The organism is Rhizobium sp. NZLR8 (genome assembly GCF_019685025.1).
GTDB lineage: Bacteria > Pseudomonadota > Alphaproteobacteria > Rhizobiales > Rhizobiaceae > Rhizobium.
This window is the reverse complement of the sequence record NZ_JABDVY010000001.1, coordinates 151219-173679: the sequence shown is the minus strand read 5'-3', so window position 1 is coordinate 173679 and position 22461 is coordinate 151219. Positions and strand designations below refer to the sequence as shown.

Here is a 22461-nt window from a genome sequence, read left to right as displayed (position 1 = left end):
GGTAATCGAATCATGCTGCGGGAGGGGTGTCATGACCGACGAGGCGCTTGTTGATCGCATGGCGCTGCCGCGTCCCGACGTGACCGTTGCCGACGCGGAAGAGATCCTGCTTGCCCATTACAGTCTGTCCGGCACCGTTGCCGAACTCGGCAGCCAGCAGGATCGGAACTTCCGCGTCGATAGCCATCGCGGTCGCTACGTCCTGAAGATCTGCCATGCCGTTTACGAGACCCGCGAACTCCAGGCGCAGAATGCGGCGATCCATCATCTCAAGAGCAGGCAAGATGCGCCACGCGTTCCCAATGTGATCGCCACCAATGACGGACGGGAGATCCTCGTCCTGACCGTGCGCGGACAAGGCTGCCAAGTCCGGCTGCTCGAATATCTGGAAGGCCAGGGGCTGACGGAACTGACCTATCTGGCGCCGGCTTCCGTCGCGGCGCTCGGCGCGCTCTGCGCGCGGCTGGCGCTGGCGCTTGCCGACTTCAACCACCCCGGCCTCGACCGCAGCCTGCAATGGGATCTCAGGCGCGCCGGGCCGGTCGCGGTGCAACTGCTTTCCGTCATCACTGACAGCGCCGCCCGCGACCGGATTGCCAAGACCATGGTGATGGCGGTCCGCCGCATCCAGCCCTTGGCGCCGTCGCTTCGGCTGCAGGCCGTGCATCACGACGTTACCGGCGACAATGTCGTCGGTCACCGCAATGCCCATGGCCATATAATCCCCGACGGGGTGATCGATTTCGGCGACATCATCCGCGGCTGGCTGGTCGGCGACCTCGCCGTCACCTGCGCCTCGCTGCTGCATCATGCCGAGGGCGACCCTTTTCATATCCTGCCCGCCATCACCGCTTATCAGGCGATCTATCCGCTGACCGAGGAGGAGCTGAAGGCGCTCTGGCCATTGATCGTCGCGCGCGCGGTCATTCTTGTCGCCAGCGGCGAGCAGCAGATTTCGATCGATCCCGAGAATGATTATGCACGCGGCAATCTGGACCGCGAGCGGGCGATCTTCGATACAGCGATGTCCGTGCCCTTCGAGCTTATGGAAGCGGCGATCCTCAAGGCCGCCGGCGCCGATGTCGCCGCCCCGGAAACTTCGGGATGGCTGCCGCTGCTGCCTGACATCGAGCCCGCCGGGATCGCCTATGTCGATCTTGGTGTACGGAGCCCGCATTTTTCCGCCGGCAACTGGCTGAATGCCGACATGGACTGGCGGCTGCTTGCCCGCGCTGCGACCGAAAACGGCACGGCCGCGACGCGCTACGGCGAATATCGGCTTTCCCGGGCGGGAACCGCCAGGGGACAGGCGACCTGCGCCCTGCATATCGATATATGCCTTGCCGCAGGCAGCGCCGTTGCTGCGCCGTTTGCCGGCCGCATCGGCTGGAAGGACCAACATCTGACGCTGACCAGCGACAGCATGACCCTGCACCTCGACGGGCTCGACCTCTCGGTCGAGAATGAAGCCGAGGTTGCCGGCGGCGACCCGCTCGGCACGGTCGTCGGCGAGGTTTCGTCGCTCGGCGGGCTGCGCGTCCAGCTTTGCAGCGTCGCGGGGTTCGAGCCGCCGCTCTTTGCCACACCGCGCGAGGCAGCGGCCTGGTCGGTGCTCTGCCCTTCTCCGTCGCTGCTCCTCGACCGGCAAGCGGATGCGCCGCGACCGGAAACCGCCGAGCTGCTTGCCAGGCGGCAGGCGCATCTGGCAGGGGCGCAGAAGAATTATTACGCGGTGCCGCCGCAGATCGAGCGCGGCTGGAAGGAGCATGTATTCGATGTCGAGGGCCGCACCTATCTCGACATGGTCAACAACGTCTCCATTCTCGGCCATGGCCATCCCAAGCTTGCGGCGGCGATCAACGCCCAATGGCTGCGGCTCAACACCAATTCACGCTTCCACTATGCGGCGATCGCGGAATTTTCCGAACGGCTCGCCGCGCTTTCACCGGATGGGCTCGACGCGGTCTTCCTCGTCAACAGCGGCTCGGAGGCGAATGATCTGGCGATCCGGCTGGCGCAGGCTCATAGCGGCGCGCGCAACATGCTCTGCCTGCTCGAAGCCTATCACGGCTGGTCGGCGGCAAGTGACGCCGTCTCCACCTCGATCGCCGACAATCCGCAGGCACTGACCACCCGTCCGGACTGGGTGCATGCCGTCGTGTCGCCGAATACCTATCGCGGCGCATTCCGCGGTCCCGATACGGCGACCAGCTATGTCGGCGCCATAACGCCCGTGCTGGAGGCGATCGACGCCGGCGGCAAGGGCCTTGCCGGCTTCATCTGCGAATCGGTCTACGGCAATGCCGGCGGCATTCCGCTGCCGGACGGTTATCTCACCCAAGTCTATGCGCAGGTGCGCGCTCGCGGTGGCCTTTGCATCGCCGATGAGGTGCAGGTCGGTTATTCCAGGCTCGGACATTATTTCTGGGGCTTCGAGCAGCAAGGGGTCGTGCCTGACATCATCACCGTGGCCAAGGGCATGGGCAACGGCCATCCGCTCGGCGCCGTCATCACCACACGGGAGATCGCGCAATCGCTGGAGAAGGAGGGCACGTTCTTTTCCTCTACCGGTGGCAGCCCGGTCAGCTGCATCGCCGGCATGGCGGTGCTCGACATCATGGCCGAGGAGATGCTGCAGGAAAATGCCCGGACGGTCGGCGATCATCTGAAGGCGCGGCTTGCCGCACTGATCGACCGCCATCCGATTGCCGGCGCCGTGCATGGCATGGGGCTCTATCTCGGCCTCGAATTCGTCCGCGACAGAACGACGCTGGAGCCGGCCACCGAAGAGACGGCGGCAATCTGCGACCGGCTGCTGACCCTCGGCGTCATCATGCAGCCGACCGGCGATCACCAAAACGTGCTGAAGATCAAACCGCCGCTCTGCCTCAGCATCGAAAGCGCGGATTTCTTCGCGGACATGCTGGAGAAGGTGCTCGACGAAGGCTGGTGAGAAAGGCTCTCTCCGGATTAACCAAATCGGTCATTTCGAGGCATTTCGATTTTTAACGAAACGGGCCATTGCCTGATTCAGCCGGGCTTCCTATGTCTGCTGCGGCGATCGATAGAACGCTGATTCTGTCATGCGAATTTTACGAAGAGCTGATATGTTTCTTTCCGTAAGTTTCCACTTGGATGGAATGAAATTTTTCGGATCGTCGATTTTTTGACACGTTTCGGAATATGTTTCTGACAGGCTGTAGGGTAATCTCTATCAAGTTGGTAGATTATCAAAGACAGCCATCGCCGGCCCCGGGCTCTTCCGGGACCTCTCAAGTGCAACGCCAACGCAAGGAACGAGCATGATAGATATCGATATTCTCGCCGATCTCCTTGGGCGATTTGTGCTTGGCAATGACCGTCCGGGCGCCCTCTCCCGCCCGAACTGTCGAATGTGACGTTCGTCCTCCTTTCAACGGTACCAGACAAGTCAATTCGCCATGGCTGCGCATGTCGCGTGGCAGGAGTTCTATCTATGAAGAAGCAAGTTATCGAATATGCAGGCGTTCCTGTCGGGATCGTCATTCCCGATGAAGACCGGCTGAAGTTCATCGCCGTGAAATTTCATGTCCACGACCTCGACGAGCAGCGTTTCGGCTCGCCGGACGAGGTGCGGCTGGCCATCCACGATCTGATGACCCGCCGTCATCCGAAGCCGCTTCATGCCTGAGGGCATGAGGCCGGCACTCGCATTCACGGCTTTTCCCGATGTTCGACCGGTCCCGCCATTCGGGGCCGGTCTTGTTTTTTGAGGGTAATTGCAGTCCTATCGGCGGCCTTTCCGCATAAGGATCCGCCGTTGCCCGATCTTCTCAACCTCATCACCGACATCGATGGCGTTTCCATCGGCCATGCGACCGACCTTGCGCTCGGTTCCGGCGTCACGGTTATCGTCTTCGACGCGCCGGCGGTCGCCTCCGGCACGGTGCTCGGCGGCGCGCCGGGCGGACGCGACACCGGCCTGCTCGATCCGTCGATGACCGTCAACGCCGTGGATGCCTTCGTGCTCTCCGGCGGATCGGCTTTCGGGCTGGATGCCGCCGGCGGCGTGCAGGCGGGATTGCGCGAACTCGGCCGCGGCTTTGCAGTCGGGCCGGTGCGTATACCGATCGTGCCGCAGGCGATCCTGATGGACCTCTTGAACGGCGGCGACAAGGATTGGGGGCTGCACTCGCCCTATCGCGATATGGGTTACGCCGCCTTGAAGGCGGCCGCCAAGGGCGCCTTTGCGCTCGGCACTACAGGCGCCGGCACGGGTGCGACGACGGCCACGTTCAAGGGCGGGCTCGGCTCGGCCAGCGCCGTCAGCAGCGCCGGCCACCGCGTCGCGGCTGTTGTCGCCGTCAATGCGCTCGGCTCGGCGACGATCGGCGACGGGCCGCATTTCTGGGCGGCACCCTTCGAAAAAGACGCAGAATTCGGCGGGCTCGGCATGCCAGATGCGGCCGATCACAGGATGCGGCTCAAGGGCATGAACGGGCCGGCGACGACGATCGGCGCGGTGGTGACCGACGCGCAGCTGACCAAGGCGGAGGCGCACCGGCTGTCGCTGGCCGGCCATGACGGGCTTGCTCGGGCGCTGCTGCCGGCACACCTGCCGCTCGACGGCGACACCGTCTTTGCCGCCTCGACCGCAAGGCATCGCAGAGACGACATGGCGAGCCTGATGGAACTTTGCCACCTTGCCACTATCGTCATGGCACGGGCGATCGCACGTGGCGTCTACGCCGCCACCGCGCTGCCGGCCGAGGGCGGGCAAATGGCTTGGCGCGACCGCTATCCTGACGGTCATTGATTGAATAGGGTCGCAACCCGGGCAGAATGGCGGAGAGACGTGAATGCAGATCCGGGCGCTGATGTATTTCGACGAGCTGGTCAGGACCAATTCTATGCGCCAGGCGGCCGAGAACCTCAACGTCGCGCCGACGGCGATCAGCCGGCAGATCGAGAACCTCGAACATCATTTCGGTGCGCCGCTCGTCGAACGCAGCGCCCGCGGCGTCAAGCTGACGGCCGCCGGCGAGCTGCTTGCTGCCCGCGCTGGCCGGACGCTGCGCGAACTCGATCACGTGCAGCAGCTGATCGAAGACCTGAAGGGCCTGCAGCGTGGCCGTGTCAGCATCTATGCCAACGGCGCCACCGTCGCCAATCTGCTGGCGCCGGCGCTGGCCGAATTCAGCCTGAAATATCCGCAGCTGCGTTTTAGCGTGATGATCACCAGCGCGCGGCAGGCGATCGATGCCGTCAACAGCGCCGAGGCGGATATCGCGGTGACGCTTTTTGCGCCGGTCCTGTCCGGCACCAAAGTGCGGCTGCGCTCCGAGATCGCCTATGATCTCATCGCCACGCCGCAGCATCCGGCGGCCGCGCATGCCGAAATCCCGCTGAGGACGCTCGCCGACTACGCGTTGGCACTGCCGGATCAATCCTTCGGCTTCCGCCAGGCCTTCGACACGCTGTTCGAGAAGGAGGGGTTGAGCCTCGATCCGGTCTTCGTCACCAGCTCGCTCGAAATGTTGAAGGAACTGGTGCTCAGCGGGGCCGCAGCCACGCTGTTGCCAGCACTTGCCGTCCGCCGTGAGATCGAAGCGGGCCAGCTTCTGGCCATTCCGCTTTCCGGCAAGACCGGCATCCGCACCCATGTCGATCTCTGCGTCGCGCCCGACCGGCAGCTGTCTTTCGCCGCGACGAAGCTGCTCGACTTCATCGAGAGGTTCATGCGCGAGCAAACGAACCGCCGAGCCGAGGCAAAAGTCTGACGCTTCCGGCTTGCCTTGACGGCCGATTTGCGGTGTAGCTTTTTCGGCTACACTGAGCACACAAAATCGTCATTGTGTGTGCACCGGGATAGTGCCACTCTTTTCGCAAAAGGGGCCTCCGCCAACTGAGCGTGGCCAGACAAGGGAACATGATGATCGAGCTTTCCTTTGCGCCGTCAGCGCGTTTCGTCCGACGGCTTTCCCTCGGTGCCGTCGTTTCGGCCGGCCTCGTGATGACGGCGATGACGCCGGCGGAAGCGGCAAAGACCACCCTCGCTCTCGGCATGAGCGTCGAGCCGACCGGCCTCGATCCGACGATCGCAGCACCGGTGGCGATCGGCCAGGTGACCTGGCAGAACGTGTTCGAGGGCCTGGTGACGATCGACCAGGCCGGCAAGATCCAGCCGCAGCTGGCAAAGAACTGGAAGGTCTCCGCCGATGGCCTCACCTATACGTTCAAGCTGCAGGCCGGCGTCAAATTCCATAACGGCGAGGCCTTCGATGCCGCCAGCGCCAAGTTCTCGCTCGACCGCGCCCGCGGCGCGGATTCGGTCAATCCGCAAAAGCGCTTCTTCGCCTCGATCGCCTCGATCGATACGCCCGATGCCGAAACCCTGGTGCTGCATCTCTCGGCGCCGACCGGCAGCCTGATCTACTGGCTCGGCTGGCCGGCATCGGTGATGGTCGCGCCCAAGACGGCGGCCGACGACAAGACGACGCCGGTGGGCACCGGCCCCTTCAAATTCGCCAGCTGGGCGAAGGGCGACAAGGTCGAACTGGAAAAGAATGCTGATTACTGGGACAAGGATGCGGCCGCCAAGCTCGACAAGGTGACTTTCCGCTTCATTGCCGATCCGCAGGCGCAGGCGGCTGCGCTGAAATCCGGCGATCTCGATGCCTTTCCGGAATTTGCCGCACCCGAACTGATGACTTCCTTCGACGGCGATGCGAGGCTGGTCACCAGCATCGGCAATACCGAGCTCAAGGTCGTCGCCGGTATGAACAATGCCAAGAAGCCGTTCGACGACAAGCGCGTGCGCCAGGCGCTGATGATGGCAATCGACCGCAAGACGGTGATCGACGGCGCGTGGTCCGGCCTCGGCACGCCGATCGGCAGCCACTACACGCCGAACGATCCGGGCTATCAGGACATGACAGGCGTGCTCCCCTATGACGTCGAGAAGGCAAAGGCGCTGCTTGCCGAAGCCGGCTATCCCAACGGCTTCAGCTTCACGATCAAATCGCCGCAGATGGCTTATGCGCCGCGCAGCGCTGAGGTGATGCAGGCGATGTTTGCCGAAATTGGCGTGACGATGACTATCGAGCCGACCGAGTTTCCAGCGAAATGGGTCCAGGACATCATGAAGGACCGCAACTTCGACATGACAATCGTCGCCCATGCCGAGCCGCTCGACATCGACATCTACGGGCGCGATCCCTATTATTTCAATTACAAGAACCCAGCCTTCAACGCGCTGATGCAGAAGGTCCAGGAGACGGCCGATCCCGCCGCGCAGAGTGCGATCTATGGCGAAGCACAGAAGATCCTCGCCGAGGACGTGCCGGCGCTCTACCTCTTCGTCATGCCGAAGCTCGGCGTCTGGGACAAGAAGTTGAAGGGGCTGTGGGAAAACGAACCGATCCCTTCCAACGTGTTGTCTGGGGTTTCCTGGAAAGAGTGAGGCGGTAGGTTTGTTAGGTGGGTGGTTGCGCCGGCTTTGGGGAGATCCGACATGCTTTTGGCCGATATAGCGCGCAGCCCTGCCCCTGCCTCACTAAGTCCATTCAGCCCGGGACGACATTGTTTAATTTCGCTGGCGGATGGCGCGGGGAGCCGCCGTGCCACCCCGGCAGCGTGGCCCACATGATCGCGCTCCTCGCCCGCCGTCTCACCGGTCTCCTCGTTACGCTTCTGATCGTCTCACTGCTGATCTTCGCCGTCATGGACCTGCTTCCCGGCGATCCCGCCTCGATCATGCTCGGCACCTCTGCAAGCCCGGAGACGCTGGCGGCGCTGCACCATGATCTCGGCCTCGACCAGCCGCTCATCCTGCGTTACGGGCAATGGCTTGCCGGTGTAGTGTCAGGCAATCTCGGTCAATCCTACACCTACGGCGTTCCGGTGGCGGGGCTGATCGTCGAGCGACTGGCGGTGACGCTGCCGCTGGCGCTGATGGCGGTCGTGCTTTCGGTGATGATCGCCGTGCCGCTCGGCGTGCTGGCCGCCTCGCGCCGCGGCGGCATCTTCGACATCATCGCAACGCTGTTTTCGCAGATCAGCATCGCGGTGCCCGCCTTCTGGGTGGCGCTGCTGCTGATCATCCTGTTTTCGACGATGCTCGGGCTGATGCCGGCGGGCGGCTTCCCGGGCTGGAGCGCCGGCGTTCTACCGGCGCTCCAGGCTCTGGTGATGCCGGCCGTCGCACTGGCTATGCCGCAGGCCGGCGTGTTGACGCGGGTGGCGCGTTCAGCGGTGCTCGACACGATGCACGAGGATTTTGCCCGCACCGCGGTGGCCAAAGGGCTTTCACGCAGCGCCGTGCTGTGGCGGCATATCGTGCCGAATGCGCTGATCCCGATCCTGACCATGATCGGGCTGCAGTTTACCTTTCTCATCGCCGGCGCGGTGCTGGTGGAAAACGTCTTTAACCTGCCCGGACTCGGGCGGCTCGCGCTTCAGGCGCTCTCCCAGCGCGACATCATCGTGATGCAGGATGTCGTGCTGTTCTTCGCAGCCCTCGTCATCGTGATGAATTTCATCGTCGACCTCTCCTATCTGGCGATCGATCCCAGGATGAGAAAGGCGGCATGAAGCATGGCTCCTGCTGTTCCTGCCGTCGCCAGCCGCGGCCGAGCCTTTATACTTAGCCGGCGAATGAACCTGATCTCGGGAGCGGCGATCATCGGTCTGCTGATGGCCGTTGCGCTGCTGTCGCTCGTCTGGACACCGCTGCCGCCAGCGAGGATGCAAATCATTCACAAACTGCAGCCGCCTCTTGCCTTCGGCGTGCTCGGCACGGATCAGTTCGGCCGCGACGTGCTTTCCATGCTGATGGCGGGCTGCTGGAATTCGCTGTCGATCGCCATCACCGCGGTTGCGATCGGCGGAACGATCGGCTCGATCGCCGGCATTTCGGCGGCGGCCATCCGCGGCCCTTTCGAAGCGCTGCTGATGCGCATCTGCGACGTCATCTTCGCGTTGCCGCCGATCCTGTCCGCCATGGTGCTTGGCGCCTTTCTCGGGCCTGGCCGTTTCACCGCGATTACCGCGATCGCGGTCTTCATGATTCCGGTCTTTGCACGCGTGACGCTTGCCACCTCGCTACAGGCATGGAGCCGGGATTATGTGACGGCGGCGCGCGCGATCGGCAATACGCGCCTGACGATTTCTCTCCGTCATGTGCTGCCGAATATAGCGAGCCAGATCATCGTGCACGGCGCAATCCAGCTCGGGCTGGCGATCCTCACCGAGGCGGGCCTCAGCTTCCTCGGGCTCGGAATGGCGCCGCCGGCGCCGACCTGGGGCCGGATGCTCGCCGATGCACAAACCTATCTGGCGTTGGCGCCCTGGCTGGCGATCCTGCCCGGCCTTGCCATCGCGCTTACCGTCTTCGGCTTCAACATGCTCGGCGACGGGTTGCGCGATCTTCTCGACCCGCGCGAGGCGAGCCGCTGATGTTCTTCCGAGACGAAACGCCCGAAAGACCATGCCATGACCGAAACCGACCTCACCATCCGCGAACTCAGGCAGCACTTCGCCGATAAAAGCCTCTCACCCCTCGAATACTGGCTCGCACTCGAAGATCATATCGCGGCCTGGGAGCCTTCGATTTCAGCACTCTACCTCTACGACCCGGAAGCAGCGCGCGCGCTGGCGAAGGCCTCGACGGAGCGCTGGGCGAAGGGCGAAACGCTGGGAGTCCTCGACGGCATCCCGGTGACGTTGAAGGAACTGATCGCCACGAAAGGCCAGCCGGTGCCGCTCGGCACGAAAGCAGTGGAACTCAAACCGGCTGATGCCGATGCGCCCGCCGCCGCGCGGCTTCGGGAAGACGGCGCGGTGATCTTCGCCAAGACCACCTGCCCCGATTACGGCATGCTTTCCTCCGGCCTTTCGAGCTTTCATCCTCTCAGCCGCAACCCCTGGAATACGACGCAAAATCCCGGCGGATCGAGTGCCGGGGCGGCCGCGGCCGCGGCGGCCGGATACGGACCGCTGCATATCGGCACGGATATTGGTGGCTCAGTGCGCCTTCCCGCCGGCTGGACCGGCATTTTCGGCTTCAAGCCGAGCCATGGGCGCATCCCGGTCGACCCCTATTATGTCGGGCGCTGCGCCGGGCCGATGGCGCGCACGGTCGAGGACGTGGCCTCCTCGATGGCGACGCTGTCGAAGCCGGACTGGCGCGACGGAACCAGCCTGCCGCCGAACGATTTCAACTGGATGGATCTCGACCTTGACGTGTCTGGCATGAGGATCGGGCTGATGCTCGATGCCGGCTGCGGGCTTGCAGTGGACGACGAGATCAAGGCCGCGGTCGAAGCGGCGGCGCGGCACTTCGAGGATGCCGGCGCGACCATCATCGCCGCCCAACCGGTGCTGACACGCGCGATGCTCGATGGGCTCGACGATTTCTGGCGCTCCCGCTTCTGGGGCGATATTGCGGAGCTCGACGAAGAGCGACGCAACGGCATCCTGCCCTATATAAGGGATTGGGCGAAGGGCGGTGCCGATATCGCAGGCGTCGATGCGGTCAAGGGTTTCAACCAGACGATCGAGATGCGCAAGAACTGCGGACGGCTGTTCAGCGAGGTCGACGCCGTGCTTTCGCCGACCAATCCGATCATCTCCTACCCGGCCGAATGGGCATCGCCGACCAACGATCCGGCCCTGCCCTTCGAGCATATCGGTTTTACGGTGCCCTGGAACATGTCGGAGCAGCCGGCCGCCTCGATCAATTGCGGTTTCTCCCGGTCGGGCATGCCGATCGGGCTGCAGATCGTCGGGCCGCGTTTTGACGACATGCGGGTGCTTCGGCTGTCGAAAACCTTCGAGGATTGGGCGGGCGGGGTGAGCGCCTGGCCGCGGCGACCGATCCGCTGATCAGCCGGTCGGGCGGCGGTAGCCGGTTGGCTGCTCGTAAAGCCAACCGATACGCTTTACGGCGGCCTCGAAATTCTCGCGCGCCACCGTCATGCTGTGGCCGTTGGCGTGGAGGATGGTTTCCGGATCCTCGAAGACGGCGACATGGCCCTTCCAGAAGACCAGGTCGCCGCGGCGGATTTCGGCGCGGTCGATCGGCTGGCCGAGGCCGGCCGCCTGCATGTCGGTATCGCGCGGCGCATCTCGGCCGCTCATCAGCATCGCCAGCTGGACGAGGCCGGAGCAATCGATGCCGAGGCCGGAGCGTCCGCCCCAGAGGTAGGGCGTTTCCAGAAAACGGGCCGTGATTTCGACATAGTCGGCGCCAGCGAGGGCGCCGATCGGCTGGAGGTGCTTGGCAAAAATCGCGGTTCCGTCATCGAGCACGACATAGTGATTGCCGCGCGCTTCCGCCTCGCCGGCGACATGGACGCGGCTTCCCATCGACAGGATGGCCTGGTGCGGCTTGCGCAATTCCGGCTCCGAATAAAGGAAGGTGCGCTGGACGGTGACGATGTGGGTGGGGGGCGGCCGGCCTTCCGACAGCGCGTCTGCAGAGAGATAACCGACGTAACCGTCCGAAGCGGCTTTCACCCAGCACCAGCCGCCGGCGCGATCGAACACCGTCACGTCCTCGCCAAGAAGCAGTTCGGTATCGATGCCACGCGCAAGGTCCGGTTCGGGGCGCAGGCCGACGACCGGAACGGCGACACGCGCCAGGGCGCCGTCCACGAAGCGCAAAGCCTCTACCTTGCCTTCGAGCCCCGCTTCGGCGAGATCGGGCCGATAGGCATGCAGCCGGCGGTCGAGCATCGTCATTGGCATTCCTTTCAAGTGGCCTTTCAAGTGGCCATTCAGATGGCCTCTCAGAGCGGCAGCCGGCGGGCCTGATCACGGACGAGGTCGCCAAGCTTTTCCAGGTACAGCGCGCCGCCGACGGTGCGCTTGATGATTACGCTGCGCCGGTCGGCATCGTCGCGCACACGATCGACCAGGCCCATTTCGCCCATCGTATCCAAGGCGCGGGTGATGACCGGCTTGGTGACGTCAAGGGTGGCGGCAAGCCCACGCACCGTATGCGGCGGCGGCACCAGATAAATATGCAGCAGGATCGCCATCTGGCGCAACGTCAAATCGCGGTCATCGTGACGGACCTGATCGAGCGCCACGCCATGCCAGAGCCCCAGCGCCTGCGAGGCGGTCAATTCGATCGGCACGGCCCCTCCGGAAGATCGTTACGCTAACGTTTCATTTTCCGGCAGTTGGCATCGACATGCAAGAGGCGGCAGGAATTGCCGCCCGGCACGGTGAATAAAATTTTAACGATCGGCAGCGACGTGCAGCGCATGAACAGGGTCACGCGATGCGCCTCCACTCCAGCTTGCCATGGCGTCAGCGCAGGCTCTCGCGGATATGATGGAAGAGCGCGCGGATTGCCTGTGCTTCACCACCGCCCGGCGAATGCGGCCGTTCGGACTGCGCCCAGCCGTAAATGTCAAAATGCGCCCAGCTCTTCGCCTTGCCGACGAAACGCTTGAGGAAGAGGGCCGCGGTGATCGCCCCCGCCATGCCGCCGGCCGGCGCATTGGTCAGATCGGCGAACTTGGTGCGGATATCCTTTTCGTAACCGGAATAGAGCGGCAGGCGCCAGATCGGATCGTCTGTTTCCAGGCTCGCTTCGGTCAGATCATGCGCCAGATTGGCGTCATCGGTGAAGAAGGGCGGGAGGTCAGGACCGAGGGCGACACGGGCAGCACCGGTCAGCGTCGCCATGTCGATCAAGAGCTCGGGCTCGTCCTCGTCGGCATAGGCGAGCGCATCGGCTAGGATCAGACGGCCTTCAGCATCGGTATTGTCGATCTGGACGGTCAGACCCTTGCGGCTCTTGTAGATGTCGCCGGGGCGGAAGGCATTGGACGAGATGGCGTTTTCGACGACCGGGACGATGACACGCAGGTCGACCTTCAGCTTGGCGTCCATGATCATTAGGGCAAGCCCCATGACATTCGCCGCGCCGCCCATATCCTTCTTCATCAGCAGCATGGAGGCGGCAGGCTTGATATCGAGACCGCCAGTATCGAAGCAGACGCCCTTGCCGACGAGTGTCACCTTGCGATGGCCCTTTTTGCCCCAGCGCAATTCGAGAAGGCGCGGTGCATCGGCGCTGGCGCGGCCGACGGTATGGACCAGCGGGAAGTTTTGCTCGAGCAGGTCGTCGCCTTTGATAACCGATATCTCTGCCTTGTAATGTGCGGCCAGGCCGCGGAAGGCCGCCTCGAGCTGTTCCGGCCCCATATCATTGGTCGGGGTATTGATGAGGTCGCGGGCGAGAAAGACGCCGGCGAGCTGGCGCTTGATGTCGGCACTGTCGGCATCGCGGGGGATCATCAGCGTCGCCGCCGGCGTTTTTTCGGACTTGTAGCGGTCGAAACGGTAGCTGCCGAGACCAAAGCCGAGAGCCAGGCGATTTGCCGTCAGCGGTGCAGTCTCGATGTGCCAGTCGCCGGCCGGCAGCGTCCGGGCGAGCCTGCCAGTAATATAAGGCTGCTCGGATGGATTGGTGCCGAGGCCAAAAAGCGCGCCGCCGAGATGGCCTTCGGCCGTCGGGATCAGCAGCACCGACCCGCTTTCGGCCTTGTAGCCCGCCCTGCGCGCCCAATCGAGCGCGATCGGATCGATCGTGCCGGTCTCGATATGGGCGGGGGTGACGGCAAAGATCGGCAGCGTCGAACCGCCCTTGGTGTTGAAAGGGGTCGCTCTCTCGATGAACTGATAGGGGGCCATGATTATCCTTCGGCGGTCGTAAGGAATCACTCCTTAACGGTCTGTTAGGGTTAACAGACTATTGCTGGAGCGAAGATTGCGTCAAACCTTTCCCTGTTCCGCTTCGAGGTCAGGCGCCGATTTCGGAATTCAGGAACGCGTCATGCCCGCCTCGCTTACATCCACATTCACGAATCGTATCCTGCAGGGCGCTGCGGCATCGCTCATCGTCCTGGCGGTTGCCGGCTGCTCGACGACCAAGGACCGGATGACGACAGGCTCGGTGCCGAAGCTCACCAAGCCGGTTGAAGAGATGGACGCGACCGAGCTGCGCTCGGCAACCGACCGGCTCGGTCAGGCCTATGAAAAGAACCCGCGCGATCCCGTCACCGGCGTCAGCTATGCCAACCTGCTGCGCATGAACGGCCGTGACACGCAAGCGCTCGCCGTCATGCAGCAGGTGGCGATCAGCAATCCCGCCGACCGCAACGTGCTGGCCGCCTACGGCAAGGCGCAGGCAGCGGCCGGCCAGTTCCAGCAGGCGCTCGATACGATCGGCCGCGCCCAGACACCCGACCGTCCGGACTGGAAGCTGATCTCGGCCGAAGGCGCGATCCTCGACCAGATGGGCCGGGCAAGCGACGCCAGGCAGCGCTACCGCGACGCGCTCGACATTCAGCCGAACGAGCCCTCCATCCTGTCCAACCTCGGCATGTCCTACGTGCTGACAGGCGATCTGCGCACGGCCGAAACCTATCTGCGCTCCGCCGCCAGCCAGCCGACCGCCGACAGTCGCGTCAGGCAGAACCTTGCCCTCGTCGTCGGCCTGCAGGGACATTTCCCCGAGGCCGAGCAGATCGCCCGGCGCGAACTTTCGCCGCAGCAGGCCGATGCCAATGTCGCCTATCTCAGAGGCATGCTCTCGCAGCAGAATTCCTGGCAGAAACTCGCCGCCAAGGACAAGACGCCGGGTGCCGCGGAGGCCAGCAATACCAACTAACAATGGTCTAGCGGACACTCAGGCCCGAAAGAATGAGACGAAGTCCGAGGCCGCCCATCACGGCACCGGCGGCCCGGTCTATCCAGCTCTTCGCAGCGAGATAGAGCCGCCGCGGATGGCGGGCCGAAAAGGCGAAGGCCACGATCGAATACCACCCCGCTTCCACCGCAAAGACGCCAAGCGGCAGCGCAACCATTAGATCGAGCGGCACCGTCCTCGGTAGAAGCGCGGCAAAGAGGCTGGCATAGACGATGATGGTCTTCGGGTTGCTGAGTTGGGTCAGCAGCGCGGTCGTGAAGCTCAGCATCGGCGCGCGTTGGCTATCGCCGGCGTCGGAAACCTCCAGCGGCTGGCCAGCACCTCTCCAGATATTGACGGCGATATAAATGAGATAGGCGCCGCCTGCGACCTTCAGCAAGACATAGAGCCATTCGAACTGAGACAGCAGCGCCGTCAGCCCGGCGAGTGCCAGCACGGCAAAAACGACGCCGCCGGCGCCCATGCCGAGTGCGGCCGCAAGACCATCCAGCCGTGACCGCGAAATGGCAATCCTGGAGACGACGACGAAGCTCGGGCCGGGGCTCATAGCGCCGACTGCCAGGGCTGCCATGATGCTGATGAAAACGCCTGCGGAAGACATCCGAAAACCCTCGTTTGAGATCGGAGGTTACCGCATAATTCCTCAAATCGGAATCGATTTAAGCGGCGGCAATCATCAGAACTTGTCTGAGACCTGAATGCCGGCCGGGCCAAGAATAACAGCGATCAGCACCGGCAGGAAGAACAGGATCATCGGCACCGTCAGTTTCGGCGGCAGGGCGGCCGCCTTCTTTTCGGCTTCGTTCATGCGCTCGTCGCGGCCTTCCTGGGCGAGGACACGCAGCGCCTGCGCGACCGGCGTGCCGTAGCGATCGGCCTGGATCAGCGCTTGAGTGACCGAGCGTACCAGCTCGATCTGGGTGCGCGTGGCAAGATTTTCGAGCGCCATGCGGCGATCCGGCAGGAAGGAGAGTTCAGCCGTGGTCAGCACCATCTCCTCGGCGAGCGCCGGCGACTGCTCGCCGAGTTCTTCCGACACGCGACGCATCGCGGCCTCGATCGAGATGCCGGATTCGACGCAGATCAGCATCAGGTCCAGCGCATCCGGCCAGGCACGTTTGATCGAGTGCTGGCGCTTGCCCATGCGGTTCGAGACATAGATGTTCGGCGCGTAGAAACCGACATAGCCGATGGCGATGACAGCGAACATGCGGATGGGCAGGCCCCTTTCGGCGAGATGGCCGAGACCGAAGACCCAGAAGACGGCAAGCGCCAGGAAGAGGAAGGGCAGCAGGAAACGCGCCACGAGGAAGGTATTCAGCGCATTCTCGGAGCGAAATCCGGCAGCACGCAGCTTGTTGACGGTATTCTCGTCGACGAGCGCCTTGCGCAGGTTGAAGCGTTCGACGATCTGGCGGACCGAACGATTGTTCTGGCTCCTGAGCGAGGCTTTGCCGGCGCCGGTTTCGGCGTTCATGCGGGCGCGTTCGCGAGCGCGGATCTGCTCGCGCTCGGTCGAGACGGCCTTCATACGCTTGTTGAGATCGCCGCGCTCGAAGAAGGGGATGGCGATCGTGTAAAACGTGGCGAAGACGGCGACCGCGACGAAGAGCGCGATCAGCATGCTCGGATTGGTCAGGGTTGCGGCAAGGTCCTGCGACATGGGGTGCGTCCTTCCGTCTAGATGTCAAAATTGACCATGTTGCGCATGACGAAGATGCCGATCGACATCCAGATCGCCGAGACACCCATGATGAAATGGCCGCGCGGATCGGTGAAAAGGATCATCATGTAGTTCGGCGACGTGAGATAGACGAGGGTCGCGACGATGAAGGGCAGAGCACCGATGATGACGGCCGACGCCTTGGCTTCCATCGAAAGCGCCGAGACCTTGGCCTTCATTTTCCTGCGCTCGCGTATCACCTTGGAAAGGTTGCCGATTGCTTCCGACAGATTGCCGCCAGCCTGCGACTGGATGGCGATGACGATGGCGAAGAAGCTGACTTCCTGGAGCGGCATTTGGGTCGTCATGCGGGCGCAGGCGTCGGGGATGCTGAGGCCCACCTGCTGCGCCTCGATCACGCGCCGGAACTCGCTCTTCACCGGCTCGGTACCTTCGGTGGCGATGAGACGGATCGCATCGTTGAGCGGCAGGCCCGATTTGATCGAGCGGGTGATGACGTCAAGCGCATTGGGGAGCTCGTTGAGGAACTTGTTCTGGCGGCGCTTGATCAGGAAACCGACGATCCAGCGCGGCAGGCCGAGACCGGCGACGACGGCAATACCGATTATCACCATCAACGATACACCGATGATGAAAGCCATGAGCAGCAGCACGCAGGCGAAGATGGCGCTGATGAGATAGAATTTCCCGACCGTGATCGTCAGGCCGGCCTGCACCAGCCGGGATTTCATCGTCAGGGTCTTCTTGGTCTTTTCGTGCTGGCGCTTTTCCAGATCCTTCAGATTGTCCTGCACCGATTTCCGGCGCTTCGACATTTCCTGCACCCGGTCGCGGGCGGCCTTGACCTTGACCCGGTCGCTTTCAGCCGATTTGACGCGGTTGATGCGGCTTGCCGATTTCTTGTCGGCCTCGATCCGGGAAAACATCAGGGCATAGGCGACCGCCGCCGCGGAGATGGCGGCGAGGACGACGATTGCCAGCACTATCGGATCGAACCCGAACATCTCGCCTAATCCTTCGTTTTCGCTTCCATCGCGTCAAGGGCAGCGGCAAGACGCTTTTCCTCGTTGAAGTAACGGGCGCGATCCCAGAAATGCGGCTTGCCGACGCCGGTCGACATGTGCCGGCCGATCAGGCGGCCGCCCGCATCCTCGCCTTCGATCTCGTAACGCATCAGGTCCTGGGTGATGATGACGTCGCCTTCCATGCCGATCACCTCGGTGATCTGGGTGATGCGGCGCGAACCGTCGCGAAGGCGCGCCGCCTGGATGATCACGTCCACCGAGCTGGAGATGATCTCACGCACCGTCTTTGCCGGCAGGGTGAAGCCCCCCATGGCGATCATCGATTCGATACGGCTCAGGCATTCGCGCGGCGTATTGGCGTGGATGGTGCCCATCGAGCCGTCGTGACCGGTGTTCATCGCCTGCAGCAAGTCGAAAACCTCAGGTCCGCGCACTTCGCCGACGATGATGCGCTCGGGACGCATACGCAGGCAGTTCTTGACGAGATCGCGCATGGTAATCTCGCCCTCGCCTTCGATATTCGGCGGGCGCGTTTCGAGACGTACGACATGCGGCTGCTGCAGCTGCAGTTCGGCGGTATCCTCGCAGGTGATGACGCGTTCATCCCTGTCGATATAGTTGGTGAGGCAGTTCAGCAGCGTCGTCTTGCCCGAGCCGGTACCGCCCGAAATGACGACGTTGCAGCGCACGCGCCCGATGATCTGCAACACGGTCGCGCCTTCCGCCGTGATCGCACCGAAACGGACGAGCTGATCGAGCGTCAGCTTGTCCTTCTTGAACTTGCGGATGGTGAGCGCCGGCCCGTCGATCGACAGCGGCGGCGCGATAACGTTGACACGCGAGCCATCGGGCAGGCGGGCATCGCAGATCGGGCTCGATTCGTCGACACGGCGGCCGACCTGGCTGACGATGCGCTGGCAGATCGAGAGAAGCTGCGCATTGTCGCGGAAGCGGATCTCCGATTCGATCGTCTTGCCGCCGACTTCGATGAACGTCTGGCCGGCGCCGTTGACCATGATATCGGCGATATCGTCGCGCGCCAGCAATGGCTCCAGCGGACCGTAGCCGAGAACGTCGTTGCAGATATCCTCGAGCAGCTCTTCCTGCTCGGAGATCGACATCGCATAGTTCTTGATGGTGATGATGTCGTTGACGATGTCGCGGATTTCCTCGCGCGCGCTTTCGCCGTCGAGCTTGGAAAGCTGCGAAAGATCGATCGTATCGATCAGCGCGGAAAACACCTGCGCCTTGGTGTCGTAATATTCATCGGTACGAACAGGGCGCTTGCGCTGCGGCGTCTGCATCGGCGGCGGCGTCACCTGCTGGCGTGCGGGCTCGCGAGCGGGTTCGACCAGAATCGAGGGGGAAGAGGCCGCAGGGGCAGCGGCCGGAGCCGGCGGCGGGGGAGCAATCGCCCCTCCAACCTTTCCGGAACCTTCGTTTCCGCGTTTTCCAAACATGCCGCTTAATCCAATCTGCTTGTTCTACTTGCTACTTGCGCTTCAGGAGGCCCAGCAGTCCGCCCTTCTTCGCCTTCTTGATCGCGACACGGCCGGTGACGATGTGCGATATCTGCGAAAAGGTTTCCGCCGTCGGCGACTTCGGGTCGACTTCCGAGATCATCCGGCCGCTATTGGCGGCATTGCCGAAAAGATGGATGTCGAAGGGAATGATGGCGATCGGATCGATCTCCAGCGGCTCACAGAAATCCGATGGTGAAATCTCCGGACGTTTCGGCATGCCGACCTGGTTGAGGATCAGATGCGGCGGCTTGTCGTTCGGCCGCATCTTGCGCAACGCGTCCAGCATGTTCTTGGCATTGCGCAGGTTGGCGAGATCGGGAACCGCTGTGATGACCACTTCGTCGACACTCGACAGCACCGAGCGTGTCCATTCCGACCATGTATGCGGAACGTCGAGCACGGTAACGGGCGCGCTGCGCTGCAGCACATCGAGCACCGGCTGGAACGCCTGGCCATCGAAATCATAGGCACGGTCGAGCAGCGAGGGTGCCGCAAGCAGGGAGAGATGTTCGGAACATTTCGTCAGCAGGCGGTCCAGGAAGACCTCGTCGAGACGGTCGGGCGCGAAGACAGCTTCGGCGATGCCCTGGGCCGGATCCTGGTCGAAGTCGATGTTCGCGGTGCCATAGGGCAGGTCGAGATCGGCGAGGATCGTCTCGGATGAGAAGAGGTTGGAAATGCCGAAGGCACAATTATGCGCGATGGTCGAGGCGCCAGTACCGCCCTTCGAGCCGATGAAGGCGATGCTGCGGCCGAGCGGCTCGGCTTCCGGATCGACGAAGATCGAGGCCATCGACGCCAGGATATCGGGCATGGCAACGGGCTGGACCATGTATTCGGAGATGCCGTTGCGGATGAGGTCGCGATAAAGCCCGATATCGTTGTAGTAGCCGATAATGACGACTTTGGTCGTCGGATCGCAGACGGCGGCGAGCGGCGCGAGTTCGGAGAGAAGGTTTCCGGCATTCGCCTTGGTCTCGAGGATGATGAGGTTCGGCGTCGGGGCGCCGGAGAACATATTGGCGGCAGCGGCGATGCCGCCGCTGGTGATGCGCATGCTGACCTTTGCCACGCGTCGATCATTGGCGCAGCGTTCCATGACCTGCTGCAGAGCCTCGCTCTCACAGAAGGCATGCACGGAGATGCGCGGCAGCGGCCGCATGTTTTCCAGATCGGCCATGCGCACCGCCTCCTCGGCGTGGCGAAGCTCGCTTTGATTCTTGATTTCGTACTCTATCGCGCTCATCGTCCCGTTCCGCCTCAGAAGCTGCTGTCGCTGCCGGCGACCTCTTCGATCGTCGATGTCGTCGTCCGATATTCCTGGATCGCGTTGTTGCGGCGCTGCGCGTCGATCGGGGTCATGCCGCGGGGCGCCACCAGATCCTCAGGATTGGCGATCTGGGCGGCGAGGTTGTTCTGCGAGGCGCAGCCGAAATTATAATAATTCTGGTTGGTCAAATCGCTAGAGATGTCCTTCGGCCACTGGCCGCATTGCGTGGTGATCGCCGTGGTGCCGGTAAAGCTCAGCCGGATCGGTGCCGCATCGCCGGGGCCGACCGCGGCGTAGGAGGTGTTGACGATTTTCGAGCTTGCGATCCCCCTCCTCGCCAGCTCGGCACGGACCTGATTGCGCAGTTGATAGGCTGCCGCCGAATTGGGCGAGCCTTGCGGCGATAGCACGTAAACCGGACCCGAGGCGCGCGCGATGTAGTTTGCGGCAAAACCGCGAATGAGGTCGCGCTGGGCGTTGGTCAGGCGGCGATCGGTGGAGGCGACGGGAATGTCCACCGTCTGCTCCGCTTCGGTCACGATGATCGGGTGACGCGCGCGATAGTCGTCGGGAATACCGCCGGTCGTCAGCTGGTCATGTGGGCCGGCGCATCCGGAAAGGGCGGCCAGCGACATGGCAACCGTGGCAAAAAGCGCCTTCGAGATTCCGAGGCGGGGTGTCGTCGAATTGATATGGGCCATCACCTGATCCCTGTTCTCTTCCATTGCTGCCGACCGTGCGCCGCTCATTTGTAGATGAACCCAATTGAGCCGTGGAACTGCGCGTCGGCAACGGGCGCCTCGCGGCGGCCATAGACTTTGTTGACTCGGTTGAGGAAGAAGGTTGCACCGTCATTCTCGGGGCTGAAATTGTCGTCCGGCCGGTTGAGCTGATTGCGCGCCACCGGACGCACCAGATAGGGCGTTGCGATGATGACGAGTTCGGTTTCCTGACGCTCGAAACCCTTCTGGCGGAAGAGGGTGCCGAGCAGTGGAATCTTCGAGACACCAGGCGTGCCGCCCATCGTCTGGGAAACGTTGTCGCGGATCAGGCCGGCCAGCGCGATCGAGCCGCCCGAGGGCAGCTCCACCGAGGTCTCCGCCGAGCGGCGCTGATAGGTCGCGCCGCCGCTGCCGGCCACCGGTTCGGAGACATTGGTCTTGATCTGCAGGCTGATGCGTCCCGATGAGAGCACGACCGGCTTGAAGGCGAGGTTGATACCGTAGTTGAACGGCACGACGGTGACGTTGCCGTTGCTGTCGGTTGTCGAATAGAGCTGTTGGCCGCCGGAATTGAAGGTCGCGGCCTGGCCCGATATTGCCGTCAGCGTCGGCTCGGCAAGCGTCTTGACGACCTTGGCCTGCTCCAGCGCGTTGAGGTAGGTCGAAATGTCGTATTTTCCGATCGTGCTCTTGAACAGCGCCGCCAGGCCGCCGCCAACGACGGATGTGGCGCTGTCGGCGCTGGGGCTACCGAGCTGTGCGACTGTCATGCCGGAGGAATTGGAAACCAGATTGTCGAAGCCGAGCTGCTTCAGCACCTCGCGGCGGACCTCGGCGATCGTCACCTTGAGGGTGACCTGGTCCTCGCCCTCGATCTGCAGCAGGTTGACAACCTGCGAGCTCTGACGGGCTTCGGCAAAGAGCGCCACCGAGCTGTCGCCGCCGGTGCCCGATGCCGTCTCGCTTCTGGTCGTCGCTTCGCCGCCCTTCAGGAAGACCTGCGCCAGATCGGCCGCCTGTGTGGCATCCTGCGGGGTGCGCACGGTGCCGGTCAGCACGATGTTGTCGGAGACGATTTCGACGTTGATGTTGGAGTCTGGAATGAATCGGCGGAGATTGACTTGGAGGCCGGAAACGTCGCGCTCGATCTCGATGTCGAGATTGACGATTTCCTGTCCACCGGCGCCGAAGACGAAGATATTCGTCTGGCCGACCTTTTTGCCAAACAGGTAGATGCGCCGCGAGGTGCGGGTCACGGCATCGGCCATGGTCGGATCGGATACGAGGATATCATGCGCATCCTCGGGCAGATCGACGACGACAGCCTTGTTCAGCCCGAGCTTCAGCCGGCGGTGGGCATCGCGGCCGGTTTGCGAGATGCGGACCAGGTTTTCGGAATCGGCGCGCGCCTCGCCTGGTACAAGAAGCAGCGCGAAAGAGGCCGACATTATACCGGAGACGGCGACTGCCAGCGACAGGCAGCCTGTCAGGAGAAGTCCGGCGCGCCGCGTAGAATTGCCCATGTGCACGTCC

The 22461-nt window shown here is 63.1% G+C and carries 19 protein-coding genes; 9 read left to right on the top strand and 10 right to left on the bottom strand.

Features of this window, described 5'->3' with window-relative positions; all coding sequences use genetic code 11:
- Nucleotides 1-31: 31 nt before the first annotated feature.
- The 8 genes from HJB89_RS00825 to HJB89_RS00790 all read left to right on the top strand — a co-directional run bounded on the left by HJB89_RS00825 (nt 32) and on the right by HJB89_RS00790 (nt 10863).
- Nucleotides 32-2953, top strand: a complete 2922-nt coding sequence (locus HJB89_RS00825) for an aminotransferase (RefSeq protein WP_221148688.1) — start codon at nt 32-34, stop codon at nt 2951-2953.
- Between the two features lie 522 nt (nt 2954-3475).
- The gene (locus tag HJB89_RS00820; protein ID WP_003544544.1) at nt 3476-3670 is read left to right on the top strand and encodes a hypothetical protein; all 195 of its coding nucleotides are present in this window, start codon (nt 3476-3478) and stop codon (nt 3668-3670) included.
- A 129-nt stretch (nt 3671-3799) separates the two neighbouring features.
- Nucleotides 3800-4795: a P1 family peptidase gene (locus HJB89_RS00815; protein ID WP_221132987.1), complete on the top strand. Its 996-nt coding sequence runs from the start codon at nt 3800-3802 to the stop codon at nt 4793-4795.
- Between the two features lie 43 nt (nt 4796-4838).
- On the top strand, nt 4839-5759 hold the full coding sequence (locus HJB89_RS00810; protein WP_221116508.1) for a LysR family transcriptional regulator: 921 nt from the start codon (nt 4839-4841) through the stop codon (nt 5757-5759).
- Nucleotides 5760-5911: 152 nt separating this feature from the next.
- Entirely contained in the window at nt 5912-7441 is a 1530-nt protein-coding gene (locus tag HJB89_RS00805) for an ABC transporter substrate-binding protein (RefSeq protein WP_221148687.1), read from the top strand.
- A gap of 182 nt (nt 7442-7623) precedes the next feature.
- Nucleotides 7624-8571 carry an ABC transporter permease gene (locus tag HJB89_RS00800; protein ID WP_221141775.1) on the top strand — a complete coding sequence of 316 codons (948 nt, stop codon included), beginning with the start codon at nt 7624-7626 and terminating at the stop codon, nt 8569-8571.
- Between the two features lie 3 nt (nt 8572-8574).
- Entirely contained in the window at nt 8575-9435 is an 861-nt protein-coding gene (locus tag HJB89_RS00795) for an ABC transporter permease (RefSeq protein ID WP_207582498.1), read from the top strand.
- Nucleotides 9436-9471: 36 nt separating this feature from the next.
- On the top strand, nt 9472-10863 hold the full coding sequence (locus tag HJB89_RS00790; protein WP_207582497.1) for an amidase: 1392 nt from the start codon (nt 9472-9474) through the stop codon (nt 10861-10863).
- On the opposite strand, the gene HJB89_RS00785 is transcribed toward HJB89_RS00790, so the two are convergent.
- From HJB89_RS00785 to HJB89_RS00775, 3 genes are all read right to left on the bottom strand, one after another.
- Entirely contained in the window at nt 10864-11721 is an 858-nt protein-coding gene (locus HJB89_RS00785) for an NlpC/P60 family protein (protein ID WP_207582496.1), read from the bottom strand.
- 47 nt (nt 11722-11768) lie between these two features.
- Complete coding sequence (locus HJB89_RS00780) at nt 11769-12119, bottom strand: MarR family transcriptional regulator (protein ID WP_003589207.1); 351 nt, start codon at nt 12117-12119, stop codon at nt 11769-11771.
- A gap of 175 nt (nt 12120-12294) precedes the next feature.
- Nucleotides 12295-13686, bottom strand: a complete 1392-nt coding sequence (locus tag HJB89_RS00775; RefSeq protein WP_221148686.1) for a M17 family metallopeptidase — start codon at nt 13684-13686, stop codon at nt 12295-12297.
- Nucleotides 13687-13828: 142 nt separating this feature from the next.
- On the opposite strand from HJB89_RS00775, the gene HJB89_RS00770 reads away from it, so the two are divergent.
- Nucleotides 13829-14665, top strand: a complete 837-nt coding sequence (locus tag HJB89_RS00770; RefSeq protein ID WP_207582494.1) for a tetratricopeptide repeat protein — start codon at nt 13829-13831, stop codon at nt 14663-14665.
- Nucleotides 14666-14672: 7 nt separating this feature from the next.
- Here HJB89_RS00770 and HJB89_RS00765 read toward each other — a convergent pair whose 3' ends face one another.
- The 7 genes from HJB89_RS00765 to HJB89_RS00735 form a co-directional block, all read right to left on the bottom strand.
- The gene (locus tag HJB89_RS00765) at nt 14673-15305 is read right to left on the bottom strand and encodes a LysE family translocator (protein WP_207582493.1); all 633 of its coding nucleotides are present in this window, start codon (nt 15303-15305) and stop codon (nt 14673-14675) included.
- 75 nt (nt 15306-15380) lie between these two features.
- Entirely contained in the window at nt 15381-16367 is a 987-nt protein-coding gene (locus HJB89_RS00760) for a type II secretion system F family protein (protein ID WP_207582492.1), read from the bottom strand.
- Nucleotides 16368-16384: 17 nt separating this feature from the next.
- Nucleotides 16385-17392 (bottom strand): type II secretion system F family protein, encoded by a 1008-nt coding sequence (locus HJB89_RS00755; RefSeq protein WP_207582491.1) that lies wholly within the window; start codon nt 17390-17392, stop codon nt 16385-16387.
- A gap of 5 nt (nt 17393-17397) precedes the next feature.
- Nucleotides 17398-18873, bottom strand: coding sequence for a CpaF family protein (locus HJB89_RS00750; RefSeq protein ID WP_207582490.1), 1476 nt, complete (start codon nt 18871-18873; stop codon nt 17398-17400).
- 31 nt (nt 18874-18904) lie between these two features.
- Entirely contained in the window at nt 18905-20182 is a 1278-nt protein-coding gene (locus HJB89_RS00745; RefSeq protein WP_207582489.1) for a CpaE family protein, read from the bottom strand.
- A gap of 14 nt (nt 20183-20196) precedes the next feature.
- Nucleotides 20197-20955 (bottom strand): CpaD family pilus assembly protein, encoded by a 759-nt coding sequence (locus HJB89_RS00740; protein ID WP_207582488.1) that lies wholly within the window; start codon nt 20953-20955, stop codon nt 20197-20199.
- On the bottom strand, nt 20952-22451 hold the full coding sequence (locus HJB89_RS00735; protein WP_221148684.1) for a type II and III secretion system protein family protein: 1500 nt from the start codon (nt 22449-22451) through the stop codon (nt 20952-20954). The genes HJB89_RS00740 and HJB89_RS00735 overlap by 4 nt, the downstream gene beginning before the upstream one ends.
- Between the last annotated feature and the right edge of the window lie 10 nt (nt 22452-22461).